This is a genomic window from Leclercia sp. EC_58 (genome assembly GCF_019584355.1).
Lineage (GTDB): Bacteria > Pseudomonadota > Gammaproteobacteria > Enterobacterales > Enterobacteriaceae > Enterobacter.
In genome coordinates, this window is sequence record NZ_VDAM01000001.1 from 1,126,634 (window position 1) to 1,148,668 (window position 22,035).

The 22,035-nt window shown below is 55.7% G+C and carries 21 protein-coding genes; 9 read left to right on the forward strand and 12 right to left on the reverse strand.

The genetic code is table 11. The features are described 5' to 3' along the window. Positions 1-13: 13 nt before the first annotated feature. The 12 genes from FHC51_RS05570 to rpmH form a co-directional block, all read right to left on the reverse strand. Positions 14-580, reverse strand: a complete 567-nt coding sequence (locus FHC51_RS05570) for an NADPH-dependent FMN reductase (protein WP_103824242.1) — start codon at positions 578-580, stop codon at positions 14-16. Between the two features lie 38 nt (positions 581-618). Beyond that, positions 619-1,365, reverse strand: coding sequence for a 4'-phosphopantetheinyl transferase superfamily protein (locus tag FHC51_RS05575; RefSeq protein WP_114316323.1), 747 nt, complete (start codon positions 1,363-1,365; stop codon positions 619-621). Positions 1,366-1,508: 143 nt separating this feature from the next. Next, a complete protein-coding gene (yidZ, locus tag FHC51_RS05580; protein WP_220435062.1) occupies positions 1,509-2,471 on the reverse strand; it encodes an HTH-type transcriptional regulator YidZ in 963 nt (320 codons plus the stop codon). Further along, a complete protein-coding gene (locus FHC51_RS05585; RefSeq protein WP_220435063.1) occupies positions 2,440-3,615 on the reverse strand; it encodes an MFS transporter in 1,176 nt (391 codons plus the stop codon). Before FHC51_RS05585 ends, yidZ begins: the two co-directional genes overlap by 32 nt. A gap of 132 nt (positions 3,616-3,747) precedes the next feature. Further along, entirely contained in the window at positions 3,748-5,004 is a 1,257-nt protein-coding gene (gene tnaB / locus FHC51_RS05590) for a low affinity tryptophan permease TnaB (RefSeq protein WP_220435064.1), read from the reverse strand. Positions 5,005-5,094: 90 nt separating this feature from the next. Then, positions 5,095-6,510, reverse strand: coding sequence for a tryptophanase (gene tnaA, locus FHC51_RS05595; protein ID WP_220435065.1), 1,416 nt, complete (start codon positions 6,508-6,510; stop codon positions 5,095-5,097). 228 nt (positions 6,511-6,738) lie between these two features. Continuing rightward, a complete protein-coding gene (gene tnaC, locus FHC51_RS23205; RefSeq protein WP_350028380.1) occupies positions 6,739-6,816 on the reverse strand; it encodes a tryptophanase leader peptide in 78 nt (25 codons plus the stop codon). A gap of 194 nt (positions 6,817-7,010) precedes the next feature. Beyond that, the gene (gene mnmE, locus FHC51_RS05605; RefSeq protein WP_114316319.1) at positions 7,011-8,375 is read right to left on the reverse strand and encodes a tRNA uridine-5-carboxymethylaminomethyl(34) synthesis GTPase MnmE; all 1,365 of its coding nucleotides are present in this window, start codon (positions 8,373-8,375) and stop codon (positions 7,011-7,013) included. 74 nt (positions 8,376-8,449) lie between these two features. Beyond that, the gene (gene yidC / locus FHC51_RS05610) at positions 8,450-10,093 is read right to left on the reverse strand and encodes a membrane protein insertase YidC (RefSeq protein WP_103177628.1); all 1,644 of its coding nucleotides are present in this window, start codon (positions 10,091-10,093) and stop codon (positions 8,450-8,452) included. Between the two features lie 2 nt (positions 10,094-10,095). Then, complete coding sequence (gene yidD, locus FHC51_RS05615; protein ID WP_072036746.1) at positions 10,096-10,353, reverse strand: membrane protein insertion efficiency factor YidD; 258 nt, start codon at positions 10,351-10,353, stop codon at positions 10,096-10,098. Beyond that, on the reverse strand, positions 10,317-10,676 hold the full coding sequence (rnpA, locus tag FHC51_RS05620; RefSeq protein WP_014072458.1) for a ribonuclease P protein component: 360 nt from the start codon (positions 10,674-10,676) through the stop codon (positions 10,317-10,319). Before rnpA ends, yidD begins: the two co-directional genes overlap by 37 nt. 16 nt (positions 10,677-10,692) lie before the next feature. Continuing rightward, positions 10,693-10,833, reverse strand: a complete 141-nt coding sequence (rpmH, locus tag FHC51_RS05625; RefSeq protein WP_003849659.1) for a 50S ribosomal protein L34 — start codon at positions 10,831-10,833, stop codon at positions 10,693-10,695. 604 nt (positions 10,834-11,437) lie between these two features. Between rpmH and dnaA the strand changes: the two genes are divergently transcribed. From dnaA to dgoD, 9 genes are all read left to right on the forward strand, one after another. Further along, positions 11,438-12,838 carry a chromosomal replication initiator protein DnaA gene (dnaA, locus tag FHC51_RS05630; RefSeq protein WP_103177629.1) on the forward strand — a complete coding sequence of 467 codons (1,401 nt, stop codon included), beginning with the start codon at positions 11,438-11,440 and terminating at the stop codon, positions 12,836-12,838. Between the two features lie 4 nt (positions 12,839-12,842). Then, complete coding sequence (gene dnaN, locus FHC51_RS05635; RefSeq protein WP_103177630.1) at positions 12,843-13,946, forward strand: DNA polymerase III subunit beta; 1,104 nt, start codon at positions 12,843-12,845, stop codon at positions 13,944-13,946. Then, the gene (recF, locus tag FHC51_RS05640) at positions 13,946-15,019 is read left to right on the forward strand and encodes a DNA replication/repair protein RecF (protein ID WP_114316318.1); all 1,074 of its coding nucleotides are present in this window, start codon (positions 13,946-13,948) and stop codon (positions 15,017-15,019) included. The genes dnaN and recF overlap by 1 nt, the downstream gene beginning before the upstream one ends. Positions 15,020-15,047: 28 nt before the next feature. Continuing rightward, positions 15,048-17,459, forward strand: a complete 2,412-nt coding sequence (gene gyrB / locus FHC51_RS05645) for a DNA topoisomerase (ATP-hydrolyzing) subunit B (RefSeq protein ID WP_103177632.1) — start codon at positions 15,048-15,050, stop codon at positions 17,457-17,459. A 193-nt stretch (positions 17,460-17,652) separates the two neighbouring features. Continuing rightward, a complete protein-coding gene (gene yidA, locus FHC51_RS05650; protein WP_103824251.1) occupies positions 17,653-18,465 on the forward strand; it encodes a sugar-phosphatase in 813 nt (270 codons plus the stop codon). Between the two features lie 250 nt (positions 18,466-18,715). After that, complete coding sequence (gene dgoR, locus FHC51_RS05655) at positions 18,716-19,405, forward strand: D-galactonate utilization transcriptional regulator DgoR (RefSeq protein WP_103177634.1); 690 nt, start codon at positions 18,716-18,718, stop codon at positions 19,403-19,405. Beyond that, entirely contained in the window at positions 19,402-20,280 is an 879-nt protein-coding gene (locus FHC51_RS05660) for a 2-dehydro-3-deoxygalactonokinase (RefSeq protein WP_220435066.1), read from the forward strand. The genes dgoR and FHC51_RS05660 overlap by 4 nt, the downstream gene beginning before the upstream one ends. Then, positions 20,264-20,881, forward strand: a complete 618-nt coding sequence (locus FHC51_RS05665; protein ID WP_156237401.1) for a 2-dehydro-3-deoxy-6-phosphogalactonate aldolase — start codon at positions 20,264-20,266, stop codon at positions 20,879-20,881. The genes FHC51_RS05660 and FHC51_RS05665 overlap by 17 nt, the downstream gene beginning before the upstream one ends. Further along, positions 20,878-22,026: a galactonate dehydratase gene (gene dgoD / locus FHC51_RS05670; RefSeq protein WP_103177637.1), complete on the forward strand. Its 1,149-nt coding sequence runs from the start codon at positions 20,878-20,880 to the stop codon at positions 22,024-22,026. The genes FHC51_RS05665 and dgoD overlap by 4 nt, the downstream gene beginning before the upstream one ends. The last annotated feature ends 9 nt before the right edge of the window (positions 22,027-22,035 follow it).

Here is a 22,035-nt window from a genome sequence, read left to right on the forward strand (position 1 = left end):
TTTGTTCCTTCTTTTACGCTTTAACCCGCTGAATATACTTCCCGAACGCGCTCAGCTGTCCGCTCAGGTGATCCAGCGTGCTCTGGTCAATCACTTCACCCGTCTGCGGGTCGACCTTGTTCTGAATCACGCCCCCCATAAATTCCGGCTTGTTCATTACCATCGCGTCGAGGAAGACCAGGATCTGGCGCAGATGATACTGGCAGCGCGCACCGCCAATCGCCCCCATTGAGCTGGTCTGGATCAGCACCGGCTTACCTGCCAGCGGCTGCTCCGGCAGACGAGAAAGCCAGTCGATGGCATTCTTTAAGCCACCCGGCACGGAGTAGTTATATTCCGGAGTCACGATCACCACGCCGTCTGCCTGGCGGATCTGTTCTGCCAGCGCTTCTACGGCAGCAGGGAATCCCTCTTCCTGCTGCACATCCGCGTCGTACAGTGGGATATCGCCGATCGACGGCAGGGCGCTAATTGCCATCCCTTCAGGTGCCAGCTTCGGCAGAGTGCGGGCAACCATGCCGTTAAATGAACCTTTGCGCAGGCTTCCCAGTAACGTAACAACATTCAACGTATCAGACATCACTACTCCTTCTTCATCATGATGGCCCTGCTGAAGGGTCAGGTAAGGGTAATCGCTTTCTCCGCCGGTAAACTGGTGAGCCGCATCAGACGGGCTGCCGGCTCGTTGGCACGGGCAGGAACATCCGGCAGACCGTTCCATCCGAGGCGGCTGTCGAATGACCAGATTTTTAGCCGTTCAATAACCGGGGTGACGGCAATCGACCAGATCAGCACATCTTCGGCATCGCTTAAGGCTTCCACCTGCGCGGCTCTGGACGCCCGCAGACGACCGGAACCCGGTAACAGTTGCAGCAGGCTGGCGCAGTCATTGGCGTCGCCTGACAGTTTACGAATGCTCTGGCGCAGGGTAATGAGCTGTGCTCTGGCTTCGTTGGGGTCGTGCTGGTTACGCACCCATAAGTTCTCGTTGCTGGATAACGGGTAGGTGTCATGAGCGTGGGTACCATCCATGCTGCGAATGGTCCGCTGCAGCTCCATATCCAGACCGCAGTCGCCTTCCGTGGTCAGCGCCAGACCCACAATATTGCCGGCATAGGCAATGGAAAAACGGGGGAGTTCAGGATCGGCAAAAACCGGGCGACCCTCAGGTTCGGTAATTACGTCCGGCAGCTCGCTGGTGCCGTAAAGCATAAACATCAGTTCAGCGAGCAGCGATCGGGAAGCCAAAAATCGTGCTCGACGATGTTCCGGAAGCTTCCGCGCTTCGATATGACAGGCTGGAGAGAGTCTGGTCGAAACCAGCCGCCCCTCGGTCAGCGTCCCTCTTGCAAAATGCGTTGCCATTTTTCGCTCCATGATAATGGTCAGTAGACGGGTTAAACGTTTACATCATTATCGCTTAACTTATCTACTGTTTTAATGGCTAAATGGGAGTAAGGGAAGTTTTGCAGCGGAACTTTACATTTGCTTAGCCAAAAACCGGGCAATTAGCGCAATGGTGAACCATACAGCGCTTTAATGGTTTCTCTCAGCCAGAGAATTTTGGGGTTGAGGCTGTTACGCTTATGCCAGATCAGGGTGAAGGGGACAGTGAGCTTTTGCGCCTGCGCTTCATCGATGGGGATCGGCAGGGCAACCAGCTTCCGCTGGTGGAGCTGATTATAGTGATGGCAGTAGTGCGGCGCGGTGGCAATATAGTTATGGCCCGGCTGCGCCGCCATAAACATCGACTGCTCGAATCCGGGCAGGCTCATGGCGATATTACGTGTACGCCCCATCTCTCTCAGCACTTCATCCAGCGCCCAGGTGTCGCTCCGCTCCCAGAAGATGCTGATATGCGGATAGCGCAGGAAGGTCTCCAGATCCCACGTCTCCTGAAGGGCAGGATGGTCCTCACGCAGATAGACGCACGGCCGGTCGCTGAAGAGAATTTCGTAGTCGATAAACCACGGCAACAGCTTCAGTAACTCCCGGGAGCGCGGGTGCGTTTCACGCCCGGTAAAACCGAGATCGACCTCCCCGCGGGTAATGGCGTCCAGCGAATCGTAATCCCAGTGGCGCATCTTCACGGTCGCCTGTGGGTAACGCTGATTCACCTGTTCCAGCAGAGCGTTAAAGCGGATCAGCATCAGCGGCGTTTCCGCCGCCAGCTCAAAGGTCAGGCCGCCGGGAGAGTCATGGTGGAATTTATCGAGGATCTGGTTGCCAATCTGCATCCAGTCGGCCAGATCCTGTTCCAGACTCACCGTCAGCGGGGTGGGCAGCAGCCCCAGAGGGGTCTTCACAAACAGGGGATCGTCAAACCAGTCGCGCAGCTTCGCCAGCGATTTACTCACCGCGGACGGGGTAACGTTCATCCGTTTCGCGGCTTTGGTGACGCTGCGTTCCTGCAGCAAAAGCTGCAGGCACAACAACAGGTTAAGATCGAGACTGCTGAGGGGCTTCTTCATGATGTGCTGCGGGCCGGATGACCATAAGTAGGGTGATGCCGAGCATGCTACAGCCAATCAGAACCCCGATCAGCATATTCAGTGCATTCAGCCCGATTATCGCCGCCAGCCAAATCCACAGCGACGAGCCGCAGACCTGAGTAATACCCAGCACCGAGCTTGCCACTCCCGCTCGCAGCGCAAACGGGCCTAATGCCTGGCTCATCGCCACGCCAAACCCCATTGAGAACCCGGCGCAAACCAGAGTGATACCCGCCAGCATCAAGGTTGGGGAACTGGCTGTCGCCAGCACCACGCCCGCCGCCAGGAACAGCACCTGGGAGGACAGCATCAGCGTACGTTGACTGAAGATATTTAGCGCAAACGGCGCCGAGAAGGAGACGGCCATGCTGACCAGCGCGGTTAACGCCATTACCGTGGAATACTCGCCGCGATCGAAACCCATGATTTCCATTAATAATACCGGGGAAGCGTTTACATAGGTCAGGATCACCGCCACGCTCAGGGTGGTGATCAGCAGCCGACTGATGAAGAAGCGGTTAAGCAGCGTCTCCTCCGGCGGAACCGACGCGGTGTGAGTATGGTTTTGCGCCCCTGGATGGGTCTCTTTCAGCACCGTAATAGAGAGGATAAAAACCAGCATTCCCATCGCCGCCATGGCCCAGAAGAGGCTCTGCCATGGAAATTGCAGCATGATCAGGTAGCCCACCACCGGCGCCAGCACCGGAATAATACAGGTGATACCGTTTATCATGGAGAGTACTTTGGCGCGTCGCTGGGTGCTTAAGGTGTCACGCAAAATCGCAAACGCCACCACGTAGCAGCCGCCAGCACCGATGCCCTGGATAAAGCGCCCGGCCAGAAACAGCGTGCTCTCCTGCGCCAGAGAACAGAGCACCGATGCCAGGGCAAATATCACAGCCCCGGTAATGGCGACGGGCTGACGCCCGGCTTTATCGGCAATCTTCCCGGCAAACACCATCGATGACGCCATCCCCGCGAGGTAGGCTGAAAACGCGATATGCAGCTGCGCTTCGCTGGCGCCCAGATCGCGGGCAATATGCGGCAGCCCCACCAGATACATATCAATGCCCGATGGATAAAGCAGCACCAGCGCAAAACTACAAAACAGAAAACGAGCCATAAACCCCCCATAAATGCAGGCATGAAGCATAGGGGGAGAAGAGAGGTTTAGCGAGTTGCCATTTGGACAAAGGTGATTTCCTGGCAGGAAAGCCACCTCAGCGAGAGGTGGCTTACAGGAACGCAGGCAGGATCAACCGAAGCGCGGCAGGAAATTAAAGGTATTACCGAACCAGCAAAAAATGACCACGACACCGAAGAGGATCACCAGGGAAGGGATTACCCTCCCTCCCCAGACGGTGAACATCTTATCCGGGAATTTCTGTCTCGCTTTCAACGCGAGCAGGGCCGGGACAATGACCGCCCATAGGGTTGCACACAACCCGGCACCGCCAATTCCGTAGATAAAGCCGTTCGGGAAGATCAGGTAGAGCAAAGTGGGCGGCAGGAAGGTCAGCATGATCGTCTTCAGACGGCCGGAGGGGGAATTATCGAGTTTAAAGAGGTCGGCAAGATAATCGAACAAGCCTAGCGTGACGCCAAAGAAGGAGCTGGCCACGGCTAAATTGGAGAACACCAGTAAACAAAATTCGATGACCCCATGCTGCCGGGTGCCAAGGAAAGATTTCACCAGCGAATCGACGTTGCCTCCTGATGAGATGATCTCGTTGAAGCTATCGCGGGTGATATTCCCCATCGTGCAATACAACCAGAACAGATAGATAAAAAGCGCCAGCAGCGAGCCAAACACAAGGCTTTTGATCAGCTTATCTTTCCGCTTCCCATAGCAGATGATCAGGCTGGGAATGTTGCCATGAAAACCAAACGACGCCAGGCAGACGGGCAGGGCCATAAAGATATAGGGGAAGTAGGTGGTATTGCTGGCCGAGGTAACGTTGCTGTCTCTTAATATTGAGTAATCAACCTGAAAGAAAAATGACCCAAAAACAACGATAAAGGCGATGATCTTAATGCCTAAAAACAGCGAGGTAATTCTGCTGGCGGCTAATGAGCTGAACCACAACACCGCCGCGACAAAGAGCGCCGTACTGACACCCACAATGCGCGGGTTCACATGCGTGCCCTGATTCATGGCGATGGTTTCACTTATGATTGCGCCGTTGGCCGAAATATAGGCGTAGGTCAGAATATAAAGCACAAAGGCAACCGTGAAACCACTTACGATATTCCATTTATTGCCAAGCAGATCTTTGGTGACCGTATTAAAACTTGAACCGACAGGATAGTTTAAATTTGCTTCCAGCAATAATAACCCGGAGTGAAGCATTGAAAACCAGGCAATAATTAAAATAAAGGCACCCCAAAAAAACCATGCCCCTGCCAGATCCACAGGTAAAGCAAACATCCCCCCGCCAATAACGGTACCTGCTATAACCATGACACCCCAAACCGAAGAGTGTTTAGTCTCTAATTCTAAAGCATTATCCATGGTGCCCCCATCAATTATGGTAAGCCTGATGTTATTGATATATTTACTTTACGGGTGGCTAACATTATTTAGCCACCCGGGGACAGAAGGTTAAACTTCTTTGAGTTTTGCAGTGAAGTGGCGTAATACTTTAGGTTCGTAGGTGAAGGTTAATCCCTTTATATTCTTCGCATTTTCTTTAACGTGTTTAAAGGCTTCGACGATGAAATCCATATGCGATTGCGTATACGTGGCCCGCGGAATGGTTAAACGCAGCAGCTCTGCCGGGCAAGGTAATTGTTTACCAGTTTTCGGATCGCGGCCTAATAAGAACGAACCGATTTCAACTGCGCGGATACCCGCCACTTTATAGAGCTCACAGGCCAGCGCCTGCGCCGGGAACTGTTCTGCTGGAATGTGCGGCAATAACTTACCCGCATCCACAAAGGCAGCATGGCCCCCCGCCTGCTGGCAAACCACCCCGATGGCTTCCAGGCCGTCAACCAGGTACTGCACCTGATTAATCCGGTACGCCAGCCAGTCCTGGCCCATGCCGTCATGCAGGCCGACAGCCAGACGCTCCATTGCGCCACCTTCAAGGCCACCGTAAGTCGGGAACCCTTCCTGGACAACGCACAACGTTCTGCACTCGGTGTAGACGTCGAAGTAGTCATCGTTTTTGATGCACAGCAACCCGCCCATTGGCACCATGGCATCTTTCTTAGCGGACATCGCCAGCATATCCGCGTACTTGTAGGTTTCCCGGGTTATTTCCGCGATAGTCCAGTCTTTATATTCCGCTTCGCGTTTCTGAATAAAGTAGGCGTTTTCTGCGAAGCGCGCAGAATCCATGATGACCGGGATATCGTATTTTCTGGCGATCGCGTACATCGCTTTCAGGTTCGCCAGCGACACTGGTTGCCCACCGGCGGAGTTGCTGGTGATGGTTGCGACAATATAAGGCACGTTACTCGGCCCCACTTCTTCGATGCCGTTTTCCAGACCCTGCAGGTCAAAGTTGCCTTTAAAATCGTAACGGACGCCGGTATCGAATGCTTCCTTAATATAGACGTTGCGCACGGTGCAGCCATTTATCTGGCTATGGCCCTGCGTGGTGTCAAAGAAGTAGTTCGAGAAGGCGACCATTTTCGAGCGATCTAATCCCTTCTCCTGCTCGCGTTTTTTTATTAATACAGGAATATAGATCTGCTCCGCGCCGCGCCCCTGATGGGTCGGGATAGTATATTGATAGCCGAAAATTTCTTTCACCGCGTCAGACAGCGCATAGTAGCTGCGGCTTCCGCTATAGGCTTCGTCACCGCGCAGCATGGCGGCCTGCATATTTTGTGTGACCGCGCCGGTGCCGCTGTCGGTCAGTAAATCAATAAACACGTCTTCGCTATCCAGCAGGAAAGGGTTCATCCCCGATTTAATAATAGCGTTTTCGCGATGCTCCCTTGTGGTGCGTTTAACCGGCTCAATAACTCTGATGCGAAATGGCTCTGGTAAATGTTTGAAGTTTTCCATTATATCATTCCTGTTTTTATCGCAGCGGTGCTGGTGGCTATTTTAATAACCATTAATTCAGGCATGCCCGGGCCTGCCATACCGCTACGCAACCGGGAGAATATATTCCACCGACAGAGGCGTGCAGAGGCACAATTGCAGCCTTACGGGCGCAATGATTTCAGGCATACCGGATAAATAGAGTGTTAATCTATTCAGGTTGCATAGAGAATGAGAAGCGAAGGGAGATTAAGGATGGTGATTGACAATTTTATTGTCAATATTGAACCACTTAGAGGTGATATATGTATTTAAGATAATCATCATTGATTTATCCTCATTAGACACGCTACTACACTATTCGAATGAAAATATTTGTCTATGCGCGATGATATTAATTGTGATTGTAATCACAGAGAATATAAAAGGCGTATTTGGTATTTATTCAGGTAATATGGGAAAATAAAAGCCGCAATAACAGCGATGCTATTGCGGCTTTTTTGCAGTTAACTGCAACGGATTTATTTCCCGATGCAGAAGCTGGAGAAGATGCGACCCAGCAGATCGTCCGAGGTAAACTCCCCGGTGATCTCGCTTAACGCCTGCTGCGCCAGGCGCAGCTCTTCCGCCAGTAACTCTCCGGCCCAGGCGCCGAGCAGCTGGGCTTTACCCTGATCCAGATGCTGTGCCGCTTCTTCCAGCGCCTGCAGATGGCGACGACGGGCGAGGAAGCCGCCCTCCATGCTGGTATCAAAGCCCATGCTCTGCTTCAGATGGTTGCGAAGCTCATCCACACCCTCGCCGGTACGTGCCGACAGACGGATAAGTGAGTGACCATTCACATCGCTGATACCCAGCGTTTCGCCGGTGACGTCCGCTTTGTTGCGCACCACGGTGATCGGCAGTTTTGCCGGCAGGCGGGCGATAAAGTCTGGCCAGATCTCGGCCGGGTCAACGGCGGCGGTGGTAGTCCCGTCTACCATAAACAGCACCCGGTCGGCCTGCTCGATCTCTTGCCAGGCGCGCTCGATACCGATACGCTCCACTTCGTCACTGGCATCGCGTAAGCCCGCGGTGTCGATGATATGCAGCGGCATACCGTCGATATGAATGTGTTCCCGCAGCACGTCGCGGGTGGTACCGGCTATGTCGGTGACAATCGCCGCTTCACGCCCCGCCAGGGCATTCAGCAGGCTCGATTTCCCGGCGTTCGGACGCCCGGCAATGACCACCTTCATCCCTTCGCGCAGCAGGCTGCCCTGACGCGCCTCGGCGCGTACCGCGTCGAGATCGTTCATCACTTCGTTAAGCTGGGCTTCGATTTTGCCATCGGAGAGGAAGTCGATCTCCTCATCCGGGAAATCAATGGCTGCTTCCACGTAGATGCGCAGGTGAGTAAGTGCTTCCACCAGATGGTTAACGCGCGCGGAAAAGGCGCCCTGCAGCGAGTTCAGCGCCGAGCGCGCGGCCTGTTCGGAGCTGGCGTCGATCAGGTCGGCAATCGCTTCTGCCTGGGCCAGATCCAGCTTGTCGTTCAGAAACGCCCGCTCGGAGAACTCGCCCGGTTTGGCGATACGTACGCCCGGCAGGGTCAGAATGCGTTTCAGCAGCAGGTCGAGGATCACCGGTCCGCCGTGGCCCTGCAGTTCGAGCACATCTTCGCCGGTAAAGGAGTTCGGGCCCGGGAACCAGAGTGCGATGCCCTGATCCAGCGCCGTTCCGTCGCTATCTTTAAAGGGCAGATAATCGGCATAGCGTGGCTTTGGCAGTTTACCCAGCACCGCTTCTGCCACCTCGCGCGCCTTCAGGCCGGAGATACGCAGAATGCCCACACCACCGCGTCCCGGTGGGGTTGCCTGGGCGACGATAGTGTCGTTATGGCTCATGGTTTGTCTCTTCTTAACGCAATAAAAAAGGCGGTCTGATGACCGCCTTTATTTTAGCTACAGCCTACTTGGGATCAGGAGCTTTTCTTTTCGCGGCTATGCAGGCCACGTTTTTCCAGACCACGGTAGATCAGCTGTTGCTGAAGGATGGTTACCAGGTTGCTGACGATATAGTACAGCACCAGACCGGACGGGAACCACAGGAAGAACACGGTGAAGATGACCGGCATAAAGGTCATGATCTTCTGCTGCATCGGGTCGGTCACGGTGGTCGGCGACATCTTCTGGATGAAGAACATCGTCACGCCCATCAGGATCGGCAGGATGTAGTACGGGTCCTGTGCGGACAGGTCATGGATCCACAGCGCGAACGGCGCGTGGCGCAGCTCAACGGAGCCCATCAGCATGTAGTAGAGCGCAAGGAAGATAGGCATCTGGATCAGCAGCGGGAAGCAGCCACCCAGCGGGTTCACTTTCTCGGCTTTGTACAGGGCCATCATCTCCTGGCTCTGACGCTGTTTGTCATCGCCCAGACGCTCACGCATCGCCTGAATCTTCGGCTGCAGCATACGCATCTTCGCCATGGAGGTGTACTGCGCTTTGGTCAGCGGGTACATGATGCCACGAACGATAAAGGTGATAACGATGATGGAGAAGCCCCAGTTACCCAGGAAGCTGTGGATCCACTTCAGCAGCTTGAACAGCGGCTGAGAGATGAACCACAACCAACCGTAGTCTACGGTCAGGTCCAGGTGCGGCGCCACGGCAGCCATTTTGTCCTGGATTTCCGGGCCGACCCACAGGGTGCTGGCCAGCGTACCGGTTTGACCCGGCTGAACCAGAACCGGCTGAGACTTATAGCCGATAGCGGCAACACCGTTACCCAGGTTCGCGGTATAGAAGTTGTTGGTACCGTCGTTATTCGGGATCCACGCGGTAGCGAAATACTGCTGCAGCATCGCAACCCAGCCGCCTTTGGAGCTGACGTTCAGGTTTTCGTTATCGGCGATGGTGTCGAACTTGTATTTCTCGTATTTTGCATCCGGCGTAGAGTACGCTGCGCCGCGGAAGGTGTGCAGCGCGAAGTTGCTGCTTCCGGTATCGCGGTGCGACGGCAGATTGATGGACTGCTTCAGCTGACCAAAGGTCGACACTTCCAGCGGCTTCGCACCGGCGTTCTGTACGTTATAGCCCACGTTTACCGCAAACTCACCGCGTTTCAGGGTGAAGGTTTTGGTGAAGGTGTTACCCGCGGCGTCGGTGTAGGTCAGCGGAATGGTGATTTCGTTCTGACCATCAGCCAGCACAAAGGTATCGCTATCTACGTTATAGAGCGGACGCGCACCGTTAGCCGGGTTATCCGGGCCATCACGACCAGTCAGGCCGCTCTGTGCCTGATAGATAAACTCAGGCGTGGTTTCCAGCAGCTGGAAAGGTTCGGAAGACTTCAGCTCTTTCGGGTAGGTCAACAGCAGCGCTTGCTCAATATCACCACCACGGGTGTTGATAGTCAGCTCAAGCACATCGGTCTTAACCGTAATCTGTTTCCCCTGGCCACTGGCCGGTACGCCCTGGTCGGCGGCGCTACCCGCTGCGGTGGTCGTTGTCTGCGTGACCTGCTGCTGAGGTTGAGGATTTTTGTCCTGCTCCCAAGCCTGGAAGATCATGAAAGACACGAACAACAAAGCGATGATAAGAAGATTGCGTTGCGAATCCATCGTTAGTGTTCTCTGGTATCAAAAGGTCCTGGAGGGACGGGGTCGTCTCCACCTGGGTGTAAAGGGTGGCATTTTAATACGCGTTTCACCGTCAACCAACTGCCTTTTATCACTCCAAACCTGCGCAATGCCTCAATTCCGTATTGCGAACAGGTCGGTCTGAAACGACAGTGTGGCCCGAGTAGCGGACTAATCAGGCGTTGATAGACCCGGATAAGGCCGATCAGGACCCGTGAGCCAGGCGACAGTGGCGGCGCCATAATTTTTCCAACGCTTCCGAGAGAGCACGGTTATCGAGGTCGGCAACCCCTTTTTTAGCCACCACCACGAAATCCATAGAAGGCAGTTCATGTTGACGTAAACGGAAGCTTTCACGCGTCAGACGTTTAATCCGATTGCGTTCATGCGCACGCTTAACGTTTTTCTTGGCGACAGTGAGACCGATACGGGGATGCCCCAGCGAATTTTGGCGGCCGAGAATGGTGATTTGCGGCGTGCCAGCCCGTTGTGGCTGCTGGAAGACGAAAGTGAAATGAGTGGGAGTTAACAAACGTAACTCCCTGGGAAATGCTAGCTTAACCACTCAGGGGTTAGCTTAATTACTTGGAAACGGTCAGACGTGAACGGCCTTTAGCACGACGACGTGCCAGAACCTGACGACCATTTTTAGTAGCCATACGAGCACGGAAGCCGTGAGAACGGTTGCGCTTCAGTACAGACGGTTGAAAAGTGCGTTTCATGGCGATTTCTACCTAAACTTGAATAAATTCAATGACTTTTTGTGGAGTCCGAACGAATAACGAACGATGGACGCCGAAGCCATGGGTGATTAAAGAGGCCGGATTGTAATAATTGTACACTCCGGAGTCAATTCTCTTTCCTTATTTCCCGCGTCTTTCCGCACGTTTTTAGCGTGCAAATTGAGCAGCGTCAGACGCAGGAAATCGAGTCCCACGCGCCGGGTGGGGAATTATACGGGCTACAGGGCAAATCGCAAGGATCGTCCAGGATCTTCGTTAGATCATTTAAGCAAAAAATTGTCGTTACTCATTAATTTTTCCAATATGCGGCCTAAATCGCGGGGTCGCTTCGCCAGGATCGTTTACACTTACCCCGTTTCGATCCTCCTGTGGATAAATCGGGAAGAAACTGTGAGAAACAGAAGATCTCTGGCTCAGTTTAGGCTATGATCCGCGGTCCTGATCGCGATCCCAGGATCCAGAGCAGGTAAAAAAAACCGCAGATAGCGGTTCGCACGTCCCCCTAAACGCCGGGTTCTTTCGACGTGTGTCAACAATCACGACTATTCAATAGCTTTCTTTTTATGTTCGAGTGGAGTCCGCCGTGTCACTTTCGCTTTGGCAGCAGTGTCTTGCCCGATTGCAGGATGAGTTACCAGCCACAGAATTCAGTATGTGGATCCGCCCGTTGCAGGCGGAACTGAGCGATAACACGCTGGCTTTGTATGCGCCAAACCGTTTTGTGCTCGATTGGGTCAGGGACAAATACCTCAATAACATCAACGGACTGCTAAACGAATTTTGCGGTGCCGATGCCCCACAGCTGCGTTTTGAAGTGGGCACTAAACCGGTCACCCAAACCCTTAAAGAGACCGTTAACGTCGCCGCTGCGCCCGCGCAGACTGCGCAGGTTCAGATGCCGCGCGTCGCGCCTGCGCCGCGTGCGGGCTGGGATAACGTCCCGGCACCGGCAGAGCCGACCTATCGCTCTAATGTTAACGTCAAACACACCTTTGATAACTTCGTCGAAGGTAAATCGAACCAGCTGGCCCGCGCGGCAGCGCGCCAGGTGGCAGATAACCCGGGCGGCGCCTATAACCCGCTGTTCCTTTATGGCGGTACCGGTCTGGGTAAAACGCACCTGCTGCATGCGGTAGGCAATGGCATCATGGCGCGTAAGCCCAATGCCAAAGTGGTGTATATGCACTCCGAGCGCTTCGTTCAGGACATGGTAAAAGCCCTGCAAAACAACGCGATCGAAGAGTTTAAACGCTACTACCGTTCCGTTGATGCGCTGCTGATCGATGACATCCAGTTCTTTGCCAATAAAGAACGATCCCAGGAAGAGTTTTTCCACACCTTCAATGCGCTGCTGGAAGGCAATCAGCAGATCATTTTGACCTCGGATCGCTATCCAAAAGAGATCAACGGGGTTGAAGATCGTCTGAAATCGCGCTTCGGCTGGGGCCTGACCGTGGCGATCGAGCCACCGGAGCTGGAAACCCGCGTGGCGATCCTGATGAAAAAGGCCGACGAGAACGACATTCGTCTGCCGGGCGAGGTGGCGTTCTTTATCGCCAAGCGTCTGCGTTCCAACGTTCGTGAGCTGGAAGGCGCACTGAACCGCGTCATCGCTAACGCCAACTTCACCGGACGGGCGATCACCATCGATTTCGTGCGTGAGGCGCTGCGGGATCTGCTGGCGCTGCAGGAAAAACTGGTCACCATCGACAATATTCAGAAGACGGTGGCGGAGTACTACAAAATTAAAGTGGCAGATTTGCTGTCTAAACGTCGTTCCCGCTCGGTGGCGAGACCGCGTCAGATGGCGATGGCGCTGGCAAAGGAATTAACCAACCACAGTCTGCCGGAGATCGGCGATGCGTTTGGTGGCCGTGACCATACCACCGTGCTGCACGCCTGCCGTAAGATCGAGCAGCTGCGTGAAGAAAGCCACGACATAAAAGAAGACTTCTCCAATTTAATCAGAACATTATCATCGTGATGCTATGAAATTTACCGTTGAACGTGAACATTTATTAAAACCGCTGCAACAGGTGAGTGGCCCATTAGGCGGCCGCCCGACGCTGCCTATTCTTGGTAACCTGCTGCTGCAGGTGGCAGACGGCACGCTGTCGCTGACCGGGACCGATCTCGAGATGGAAATGGTCGCACGTGTGACGCTTTCTCAGCCTCACGAAGCGGGCGCAACCACCGTTCCGGCGCGTAAGTTCTTTGATATCTGCCGCGGACTGCCTGAAGGGGCAGAGATTGCCGTGCAGCTGGAAGGCGACCGTATGCTGGTGCGCTCTGGCCGCAGCCGTTTCTCGCTCTCCACGCTGCCTGCTGCCGATTTCCCGAACCTGGACGACTGGCAGAGTGAAGTCGAATTCACCCTGCCGCAGGCCACCATGAAACGCCTGATTGAAGCCACCCAGTTCTCTATGGCGCATCAGGACGTTCGCTACTACTTAAACGGCATGCTGTTCGAAACCGAAGGGGAAGAGCTGCGTACCGTTGCCACCGACGGCCACCGCCTGGCGGTCTGCTCCATGCCGGTTGGCGTGACGCTGCCGAACCATTCGGTGATCGTACCCCGTAAAGGCGTGATTGAGCTGATGCGTATGCTCGACGGCGGCGAAACCCCGCTGCGCGTGCAGATTGGCAGCAACAACATCCGCGCCCACGTGGGCGACTTCATCTTTACCTCCAAGCTGGTAGATGGCCGCTTCCCGGATTATCGCCGCGTATTGCCGAAGAACCCGGACAAAACGCTGGAAGCGGGCTGCGATATCCTCAAGCAGGCCTTTGCCCGCGCGGCAATCCTCTCCAACGAGAAGTTCCGCGGCGTGCGTCTGTACGTGAGCGAAAACCAGCTGAAGATCACGGCCAACAACCCGGAACAGGAAGAGGCCGAAGAGATTCTGGATGTCACCTATGCCGCAGGCACCGAGATGGAAATCGGCTTTAACGTCAGTTACGTACTGGATGTGCTGAACGCGCTGAAGTGCGAGAACGTGCGTATTCTGCTGACCGACTCCGTGTCGAGCGTACAAATTGAAGATGCCGCATCACAGTCGGCTGCTTATGTTGTCATGCCAATGAGACTGTAATGTCGCTCACCCGCCTGTTGATCCGCGACTTTCGCAATATCGAAAGCGCGGATCTTGCTTTATCCCCCGGCTTTAACTTCCTGGTTGGCGCCAACGGCAGCGGCAAAACCAGCGTTCTGGAAGCCATCTATACGCTCGGCCATGGCCGGGCGTTTCGCAGTTTGCAGATTGGCCGCGTCATTCGCCACGAGCAGGAAGCGTTTGTGCTTCATGGCCGTTTACGGGGCGAAGAACACGAGACCGCCATTGGCCTGACCAAAGACAAGCACGGTGACAGCAAGGTACGCATCGACGGCACCGACGGGCACAAAGTGGCCGAGCTGGCGCTGCTGATGCCCATGCAGCTAATCACCCCCGAGGGGTTTACTTTACTCAATGGCGGCCCCAAATACAGAAGAGCCTTCCTCGACTGGGGATGCTTCCATAACGAAGCGGGCTTCTTTACCGCCTGGAGCAACCTCAAGCGGCTGCTGAAACAGCGCAATGCCGCGCTGCGCCAGGTGACCCGCTACGCCCAACTGCGGGCGTGGGATAAAGAGCTGATCCCGCTGGCGGAGCAGATTAGCCGCTGGCGTGCGGAGTACAGCGCCGGGATCGCGGAAGACATGGCGGACACTTGCCAGCAGTTTTTACCCGAGTTCTCCCTGAGCTTCTCCTTCCAGCGTGGCTGGGAGAAAGAGACAGATTATGCCGAGGTGCTGGAGCGAAGCTTCGAGCGCGATCGCATGCTGACCTACACCGCGCATGGCCCGCACAAGGCGGATTTCCGCATTCGTGCCGATGGCGCGCCGGTGGAAGATACCTTATCACGCGGGCAGCTTAAACTTCTGATGTGCGCTCTGCGCCTGGCGCAGGGCGAGTACTTAACCCGTGAGAGCGGGCGACGCTGTCTGTATCTGATTGATGATTTTGCCTCGGAACTTGATGACGCGCGGCGCGGGCTGCTTGCCAGCCGCTTAAAAGCCACACAGTCGCAGGTTTTCGTCAGTGCGATTAGCGCTGAACACGTAATAGACATGTCGGACGAAAATTCGAAGATGTTTAACGTGGAAAAGGGTAAAATAACGGATTAACCCAAGAATAAATGAGCGAGAAACGTTGATGTCGAATTCTTATGACTCCTCCAGTATCAAAGTCCTGAAAGGGCTGGATGCGGTGCGTAAGCGCCCGGGTATGTATATCGGCGACACGGATGACGGCACCGGTCTGCACCACATGGTATTCGAGGTGGTAGATAACGCTATCGACGAAGCGCTCGCGGGTCACTGTAAAGACATTATTGTCACCATCCACGCCGATAACTCTGTTTCCGTACAGGATGACGGACGCGGCATCCCAACCGGCATCCACCCGGAAGAGGGCGTCTCTGCGGCGGAAGTGATCATGACCGTTCTGCACGCGGGCGGTAAGTTCGATGATAACTCCTATAAAGTGTCCGGCGGTCTGCACGGCGTGGGCGTCTCTGTAGTTAACGCCCTGTCGCAGAAGCTGGAGCTGGTGATCAACCGCGAAGGTAAAATTCACCGTCAGGTCTATACCCACGGCGTGCCGCAGGCACCGCTGGCGGTAACGGGCGAGACGGAGAAAACCGGTACCACGGTCCGTTTCTGGCCGAGCCTCGAAACCTTCTCCAACGTGACCGAGTTCGAATATGACATCCTGGCGAAGCGTCTGCGCGAGCTGTCATTCCTGAACTCCGGCGTCTCGATTCGCCTGCGCGACAAGCGCGACGGCAAAGAAGACCACTTCCATTACGAAGGCGGTATCAAGGCGTTCGTTGAGTATCTGAACAAGAACAAAACGCCAATTCACCCGAATATCTTCTATTTCTCCACCGAAAAAGATGGTATCGGCGTGGAAGTGGCGCTGCAGTGGAACGACGGTTTCCAGGAAAACATCTACTGCTTCACCAATAACATTCCGCAGCGCGACGGCGGTACGCACCTGGTCGGCTTCCGTACGGCGATGACCCGTACCCTGAACGCCTACATGGACAAAGAAGGCTACAGCAAAAAAGCGAAAGTCAGCGCCACCGGTGACGATGCCCGTGAAGGCCTGATCGCCGTTGTCTCCGTAAAAGTGCCGGATCCGAAGTTCTCCTCCCAGACCAAAGACAAGCTGGTCTCCTCTGAGGTGAAATCGGCGGTTGAACAGCAGATGAACGAGCTGCTGAGCGACTACCTGCAGGAAAACCCGTCCGACGCTAAAATCGTCGTCGGTAAAATTATCGATGCGGCGCGTGCCCGTGAAGCGGCGCGTAAAGCCCGTGAAATGACCCGTCGTAAAGGCGCGCTGGATTTAGCAGGCCTGCCAGGCAAACTGGCGGACTGCCAGGAACGCGACCCGGCGCTGTCCGAACTGTACCTCGTGGAAGGGGACTCCGCGGGCGGTTCTGCGAAGCAGGGCCGTAACCGTAAGAACCAGGCGATCCTGCCGCTGAAGGGTAAAATCCTCAACGTTGAGAAGGCGCGCTTCGACAAGATGCTCTCCTCTCAGGAAGTGGCAACCCTGATCACCGCCCTGGGCTGCGGCATTGGCCGCGACGAGTACAATCCGGACAAGCTGCGCTATCACAGCATCATCATCATGACCGATGCGGACGTCGACGGCTCGCACATTCGTACCCTGCTGCTGACCTTCTTCTACCGTCAGATGCCGGAGATCGTTGAGCGTGGCCACGTCTACATTGCCCAGCCGCCGCTCTACAAGGTGAAAAAAGGCAAGCAGGAGCAGTACATTAAAGATGACGAGGCGATGGATCAGTACCAGATCGCTATCGCTCTTGATGGCGCCACCCTGCACGCCAACTCAAGCGCCCCAGCGCTGGCGGGCGAGCCGCTGGAGCGTCTGGTCTCTGAGTACAACGCCACCCAGAAGATGATTGGCCGCATGGAGCGCCGTTATCCAAAAGCGCTGCTGAAGGCGCTGGTTTACCAGCCGACTCTGAACGAAGCCGATCTCGATAACGAGCAGGCGGTGACCCGCTGGGTCAATACCCTGGTCAGCGAGCTGAACGAGAACGAACAGCACGGTAGCCAGTGGAAGTTCGATATTCAGCAGAACGCCGCTCAGCAGTTCGAGCCGGTGATCCGTGTGCGTACCCACGGCGTGGATACCGACTATCCGCTGGAGCACGAGTTCGTGACCGGCGCGGAATACCGTCGTATCTGTACCCTCGGCGAGAAGCTGCGTGGCCTGATCGAAGACGACGCCTTCATCGAGCGTGGCGAACGCCGTCAGCCGGTTGCCAGCTTCGAGCAGGCGCTGGAGTGGCTGGTGAAAGAGTCCCGTCGTGGCCTCTCCATTCAGCGCTATAAAGGTCTGGGCGAAATGAACCCGGATCAGCTGTGGGAAACGACCATGGATCCGGAAAGCCGCCGCATGCTGCGGGTTACCGTTAAGGACGCGATTGCTGCTGACCAGCTGTTCACTACCCTGATGGGCGATGCGGTTGAACCCCGTCGCGCCTTCATCGAAGAGAACGCCCTGAAAGCGGCGAATATCGACATCTAAGCCGTTTGTTCCCCGGTGGCGCTGCGCTTACCGGGGCTACAGGTTTCGTAGGCCCGGTACGCGTCAGCGTCACCGGGCTTTTCTTTAGATGCAAAAGAGGAATTTCCTCTCCAGACCCCATCCCCTTTCTTACCGTGTTTTTTGAGCGGAATCGCGTTAGCATGAGGAAAGACTCATTCCAACCGGGGATCTCATGGCTATCAAACTCATTGCAATCGATATGGACGGCACGCTGCTGCTGCCAGACCACACCATCTCTCCTGCCGTTAAAAATGCGATTGCCGCAGCCCGGGAGAAGGGCGTGAACGTGGTGCTTTGCACCGGTCGCCCATATGCGGGGGTGCATAACTACCTGAAAGAGCTGCACATGAACGAGCCAGGAGATTACTGCATTACCTACAACGGTGCGCTGGTGCAGAAAGCGGCCGATGGCAGCACGGTGGCGCAGACCGCGCTGAGCTATGACGACTATCGCTATCTGGAACAACTCTCCCGCGAGGTGGGCTCGCACTTCCACGCCCTCGACCGCACCACGCTGTACACCGCGAACCGCGATATCAGCTACTACACCGTGCATGAATCCTACGTCGCCACCATCCCGCTGGTGTTCTGCGAAGCGGAAAAAATGGATCCCGAAACCCAGTTCCTGAAGGTTATGATGATCGATGAACCTGCCATTCTCGACCAGGCCATCGCCCGCATTCCGGATGAGGTAAAAGAGAAGTATACCGTGCTGAAAAGCGCGCCGTACTTCCTCGAAATCCTCGATAAACGCGTCAATAAAGGCACCGGCGTGAAGTCGCTGGCCGAAACGCTGGGGATCAAGCCGGAAGAGATCATGACGCTCGGCGATCAGGAAAACGACATAGCGATGCTGGAATATGCTGGCTTAGGCGTGGCGATGGAGAACGCGATCCCGTCGGTGAAAGAGGTGGCTAACTTCGTCACTAAATCTAACCTCGAAGATGGCGTGGCCTACGCGATTGAGAAGTTTGTGCTGAATTAAAGCCTGGCAAAATACGCGCTCCCGAACCCGCACTCGTTGCGGGTTTTTTTATCCCCTCAAGAACCTTTCTTTAACATTCCTTTCACTGATTGCTCTTTTTGTGATCTGGATTGTAGTGCAAAACAATGTGATTGTACTACATTACGGCCACAGCAATGACGAATGGCATCACGTTTGTACTGCAAAATTGAGGCGAAATTCAGCGGTCGCGGTAAAGTAGGGGCGGACCTACAGAGCACAAGGACTCTCCATGACTCTCAATAAAACCGATCGCATCGTCATCACGCTGGGCACTCAAATCGTGGGTGGCAAGTACGTTCCTGGGTCACCGCTGCCCGCCGAGGCAGAGCTGTGTGAGGAGTTTGAAACCTCACGCAACATCATCCGGGAAGTGTTCCGTTCGCTGATGGCGAAGCGGCTGATTGAAATGAAGCGTTATCGCGGCGCCTTTGTTGCCCCGCGTAACCAGTGGAACTACCTCGATACCGAGGTTTTGCAGTGGGTGCTGGAAAACGACTACGACCCACGGCTGATTGGCGCGATGAGCGAGGTGCGAAACCTGGTGGAGCCGGCAATAGCCCGCTGGGCGGCGGAACGCGCAACCTCTGGCGACCTCGCGCAAATTGAGGCGGCCCTGAACGATATGATCGCCAATAACCAGGATCGGGACGCCTTTAACGAGGCGGATATTCGCTACCACGAGGCGGTGTTGCAGTCGGTGCATAACCCGGTGCTACAGCAGCTTAGCGTGGCGATCAGCTCGTTACAGCGAGCAGTATTTGAACGAACCTGGATGGGTGATGAGGCCAACATGCCGAAGACGCTCCAGGAACATAAAGCGCTGTTCGATGCGATACGCCATCAGGACAGCGATGCGGCAGAGCAGGCGGCGCTAACCATGATCGCCAGCTCGACACGAAGGTTGAAGGAAATCACATGACATCACGCTACATCGCAATTGACTGGGGATCGACCAATCTGCGCGCCTGGCTCTACCAGGGCGAGCAGTGCCTGGAGAGCAGGCAATCAGAAGCAGGCGTCACGCGCCTGAACGGTAAATCCCCGGAAGCGGTGTTAGCAGAGGTGACACAAAACTGGCGCGACGGCGCCACGCCGGTGGTAATGGCAGGCATGGTTGGCAGTAACGTGGGCTGGAAGGTTGCACCATATCTGCCGGTTCCTGCCTGTTTCTCCGCTATTGGCGAACAGTTAACGTCCGTTGGCGACAATATCTGGATCATTCCGGGGCTATGCGTCTCCCGCGACGATAATTACAACGTGATGCGCGGTGAGGAAACCCAACTCCTCGGCGCGCGCACGCTCTCTCCTTCTTCTGTCTATGTCATGCCCGGTACGCACTGCAAATGGGTGCAGACCGATGCTGAGCAGATCGCTGATTTTCGCACCGTGATGACCGGCGAATTACACCATTTGCTGCTGAAGCATTCGCTGGTGGGGGCGGGTCTGCCGGAGCAGTCAGCCTCGCCGGAAGCATTTGCCGCCGGGCTTGAGCGCGGGATCGCTTCCCCCGCCGTTTTGCCGCAGCTTTTTGAGGTTCGCGCCTCGCACGTGCTGGGAACCCTTCCTCGCGAGCAGGTGAGCGAATTTTTATCGGGCCTGCTGATTAGCGCAGAAGTCGCCACCCTGAGCGAACAGTTCGCCGGGCAGCAGTCCATCACCCTCGTCGCGGGTTCATCGCTGACCGCTCGTTACCGGCAGGCGTTCCACGCCATCGGGCGAGACGTGGCGGCGGTGGAGGGCGACACAGCATTTCAGGCTGGAATAAGGAGCATCGCTCATGCAGTGGCAAACTAATCTTCCCCTTATCGCGATTCTGCGCGGCATCACCCCTGACGAGGCCATTGCCCACGTTGGCGCGGTCATCGACGCCGGATTCGACGCGGTGGAAATCCCGCTCAACTCCCCGGAGTGGGAAAAAAGCATTCCGGCAGTCGTGGATGCGTTTGGTGACAAAGCGCTCATCGGCGCGGGGACCGTGTTACAGCCGGAGCAGGTGGACCGCCTGGCGAAGATGGGCTGCAAGCTCATTGTGACGCCCAATATCAACCCTGAGGTGATCCGCCGTGCAGTGGGCTACGGCATGACGGTTTGTCCCGGATGCGCCACGGCGACAGAAGCCTTTACCGCTCTCGATGCGGGCGCACAGTCACTCAAAATTTTCCCGTCGTCGGCCTTTGGCCCGGATTACATCAAAGCGCTGAAAGCGGTGTTGCCCGCCAGTGTACCGGTCTTTGCCGTGGGCGGCGTCACGCCCGAAAACCTGGCCCAGTGGATGAACGCGGGCTGTGTAGGGGCCGGTCTGGGTAGCGATCTCTATCGCGCCGGGCAGTCCGTTGAGCGTACCGCACAGCAGGCGGCAGCATTTGTAAAAGCGTATCGAGAGGCAATGCAATGAAAATAACCAAACTCACCACCTACCGTTTACCGCCGCGTTGGATGTTCCTGAAAATCGAAACCGACGAAGGGGTGGTTGGCTGGGGCGAGCCGGTGATTGAAGGCCGTGCGCGCACCGTTGAAGCGGCGGTGCATGAGCTGGGCGAATATCTGATTGGTCAGGATCCGGCGCGTATTAACGACCTGTGGCAGGTGATGTACCGTGCGGGCTTCTACCGCGGCGGTCCAATCCTGATGAGCGCCATCGCCGGTATCGACCAGGCACTGTGGGATATCAAAGGCAAAGTGCTGAACGCCCCGGTCTGGCAGCTGATGGGTGGCCTGGTACGCGACAAAATCAAAGCCTACAGCTGGGTGGGCGGTGACCGTCCGGCGGAAGTGATCGACGGCATTAGCAAGCTGCGCAGCATCGGTTTCGACACCTTCAAACTTAACGGCTGCGAAGAGATGGGCGTTATTGATAATTCGCGGGCGGTGGATCGCGCGGTAAATACCGTGGCGCAAATCCGCGAAGCCTTCGGCAACGAGATTGAGTTTGGTCTCGATTTCCACGGCCGCGTCAGCGCGCCGATGGCGAAACTGCTGATCAAAGAGCTGGAGCCGTACCGTCCGCTGTTTATCGAGGAGCCGGTGCTGGCCGAGCAGGCCGAATACTACCCGAAACTGGCGGAGCAGACGCACATTCCGATCGCGGCGGGCGAACGCATGTTCTCGCGCTTCGAGTTTAAACGCGTGCTGGAAGCGGGCGGGATTGCGATCCTGCAACCGGACCTCTCCCACGCGGGCGGCATCACCGAATGCTACAAAATTGCCGGGATGGCAGAAGCCTATGATGTGGCCCTGGCGCCGCACTGCCCACTGGGCCCGATTGCACTGGCAGCCTGTCTGCACGTGGACTTTGTCTCGCGCAACGCGGTATTCCAGGAGCAGAGCATGGGCATTCACTATAACAAGGGCGCGGAACTGCTCGACTTTGTGAAGAACAAAGAAGACTTCAGCATGGAAGGCGGTTTCTTCAAACCGTTAACGAAGCCGGGCCTTGGCGTGGAGATCGACGAAGCCAAAGTCATTGAGCTGAGTAAAAATGCGCCGGACTGGCGTAATCCGTTGTGGCGTCATGAAGACGGCAGCGTAGCGGAATGGTGATCACCACGC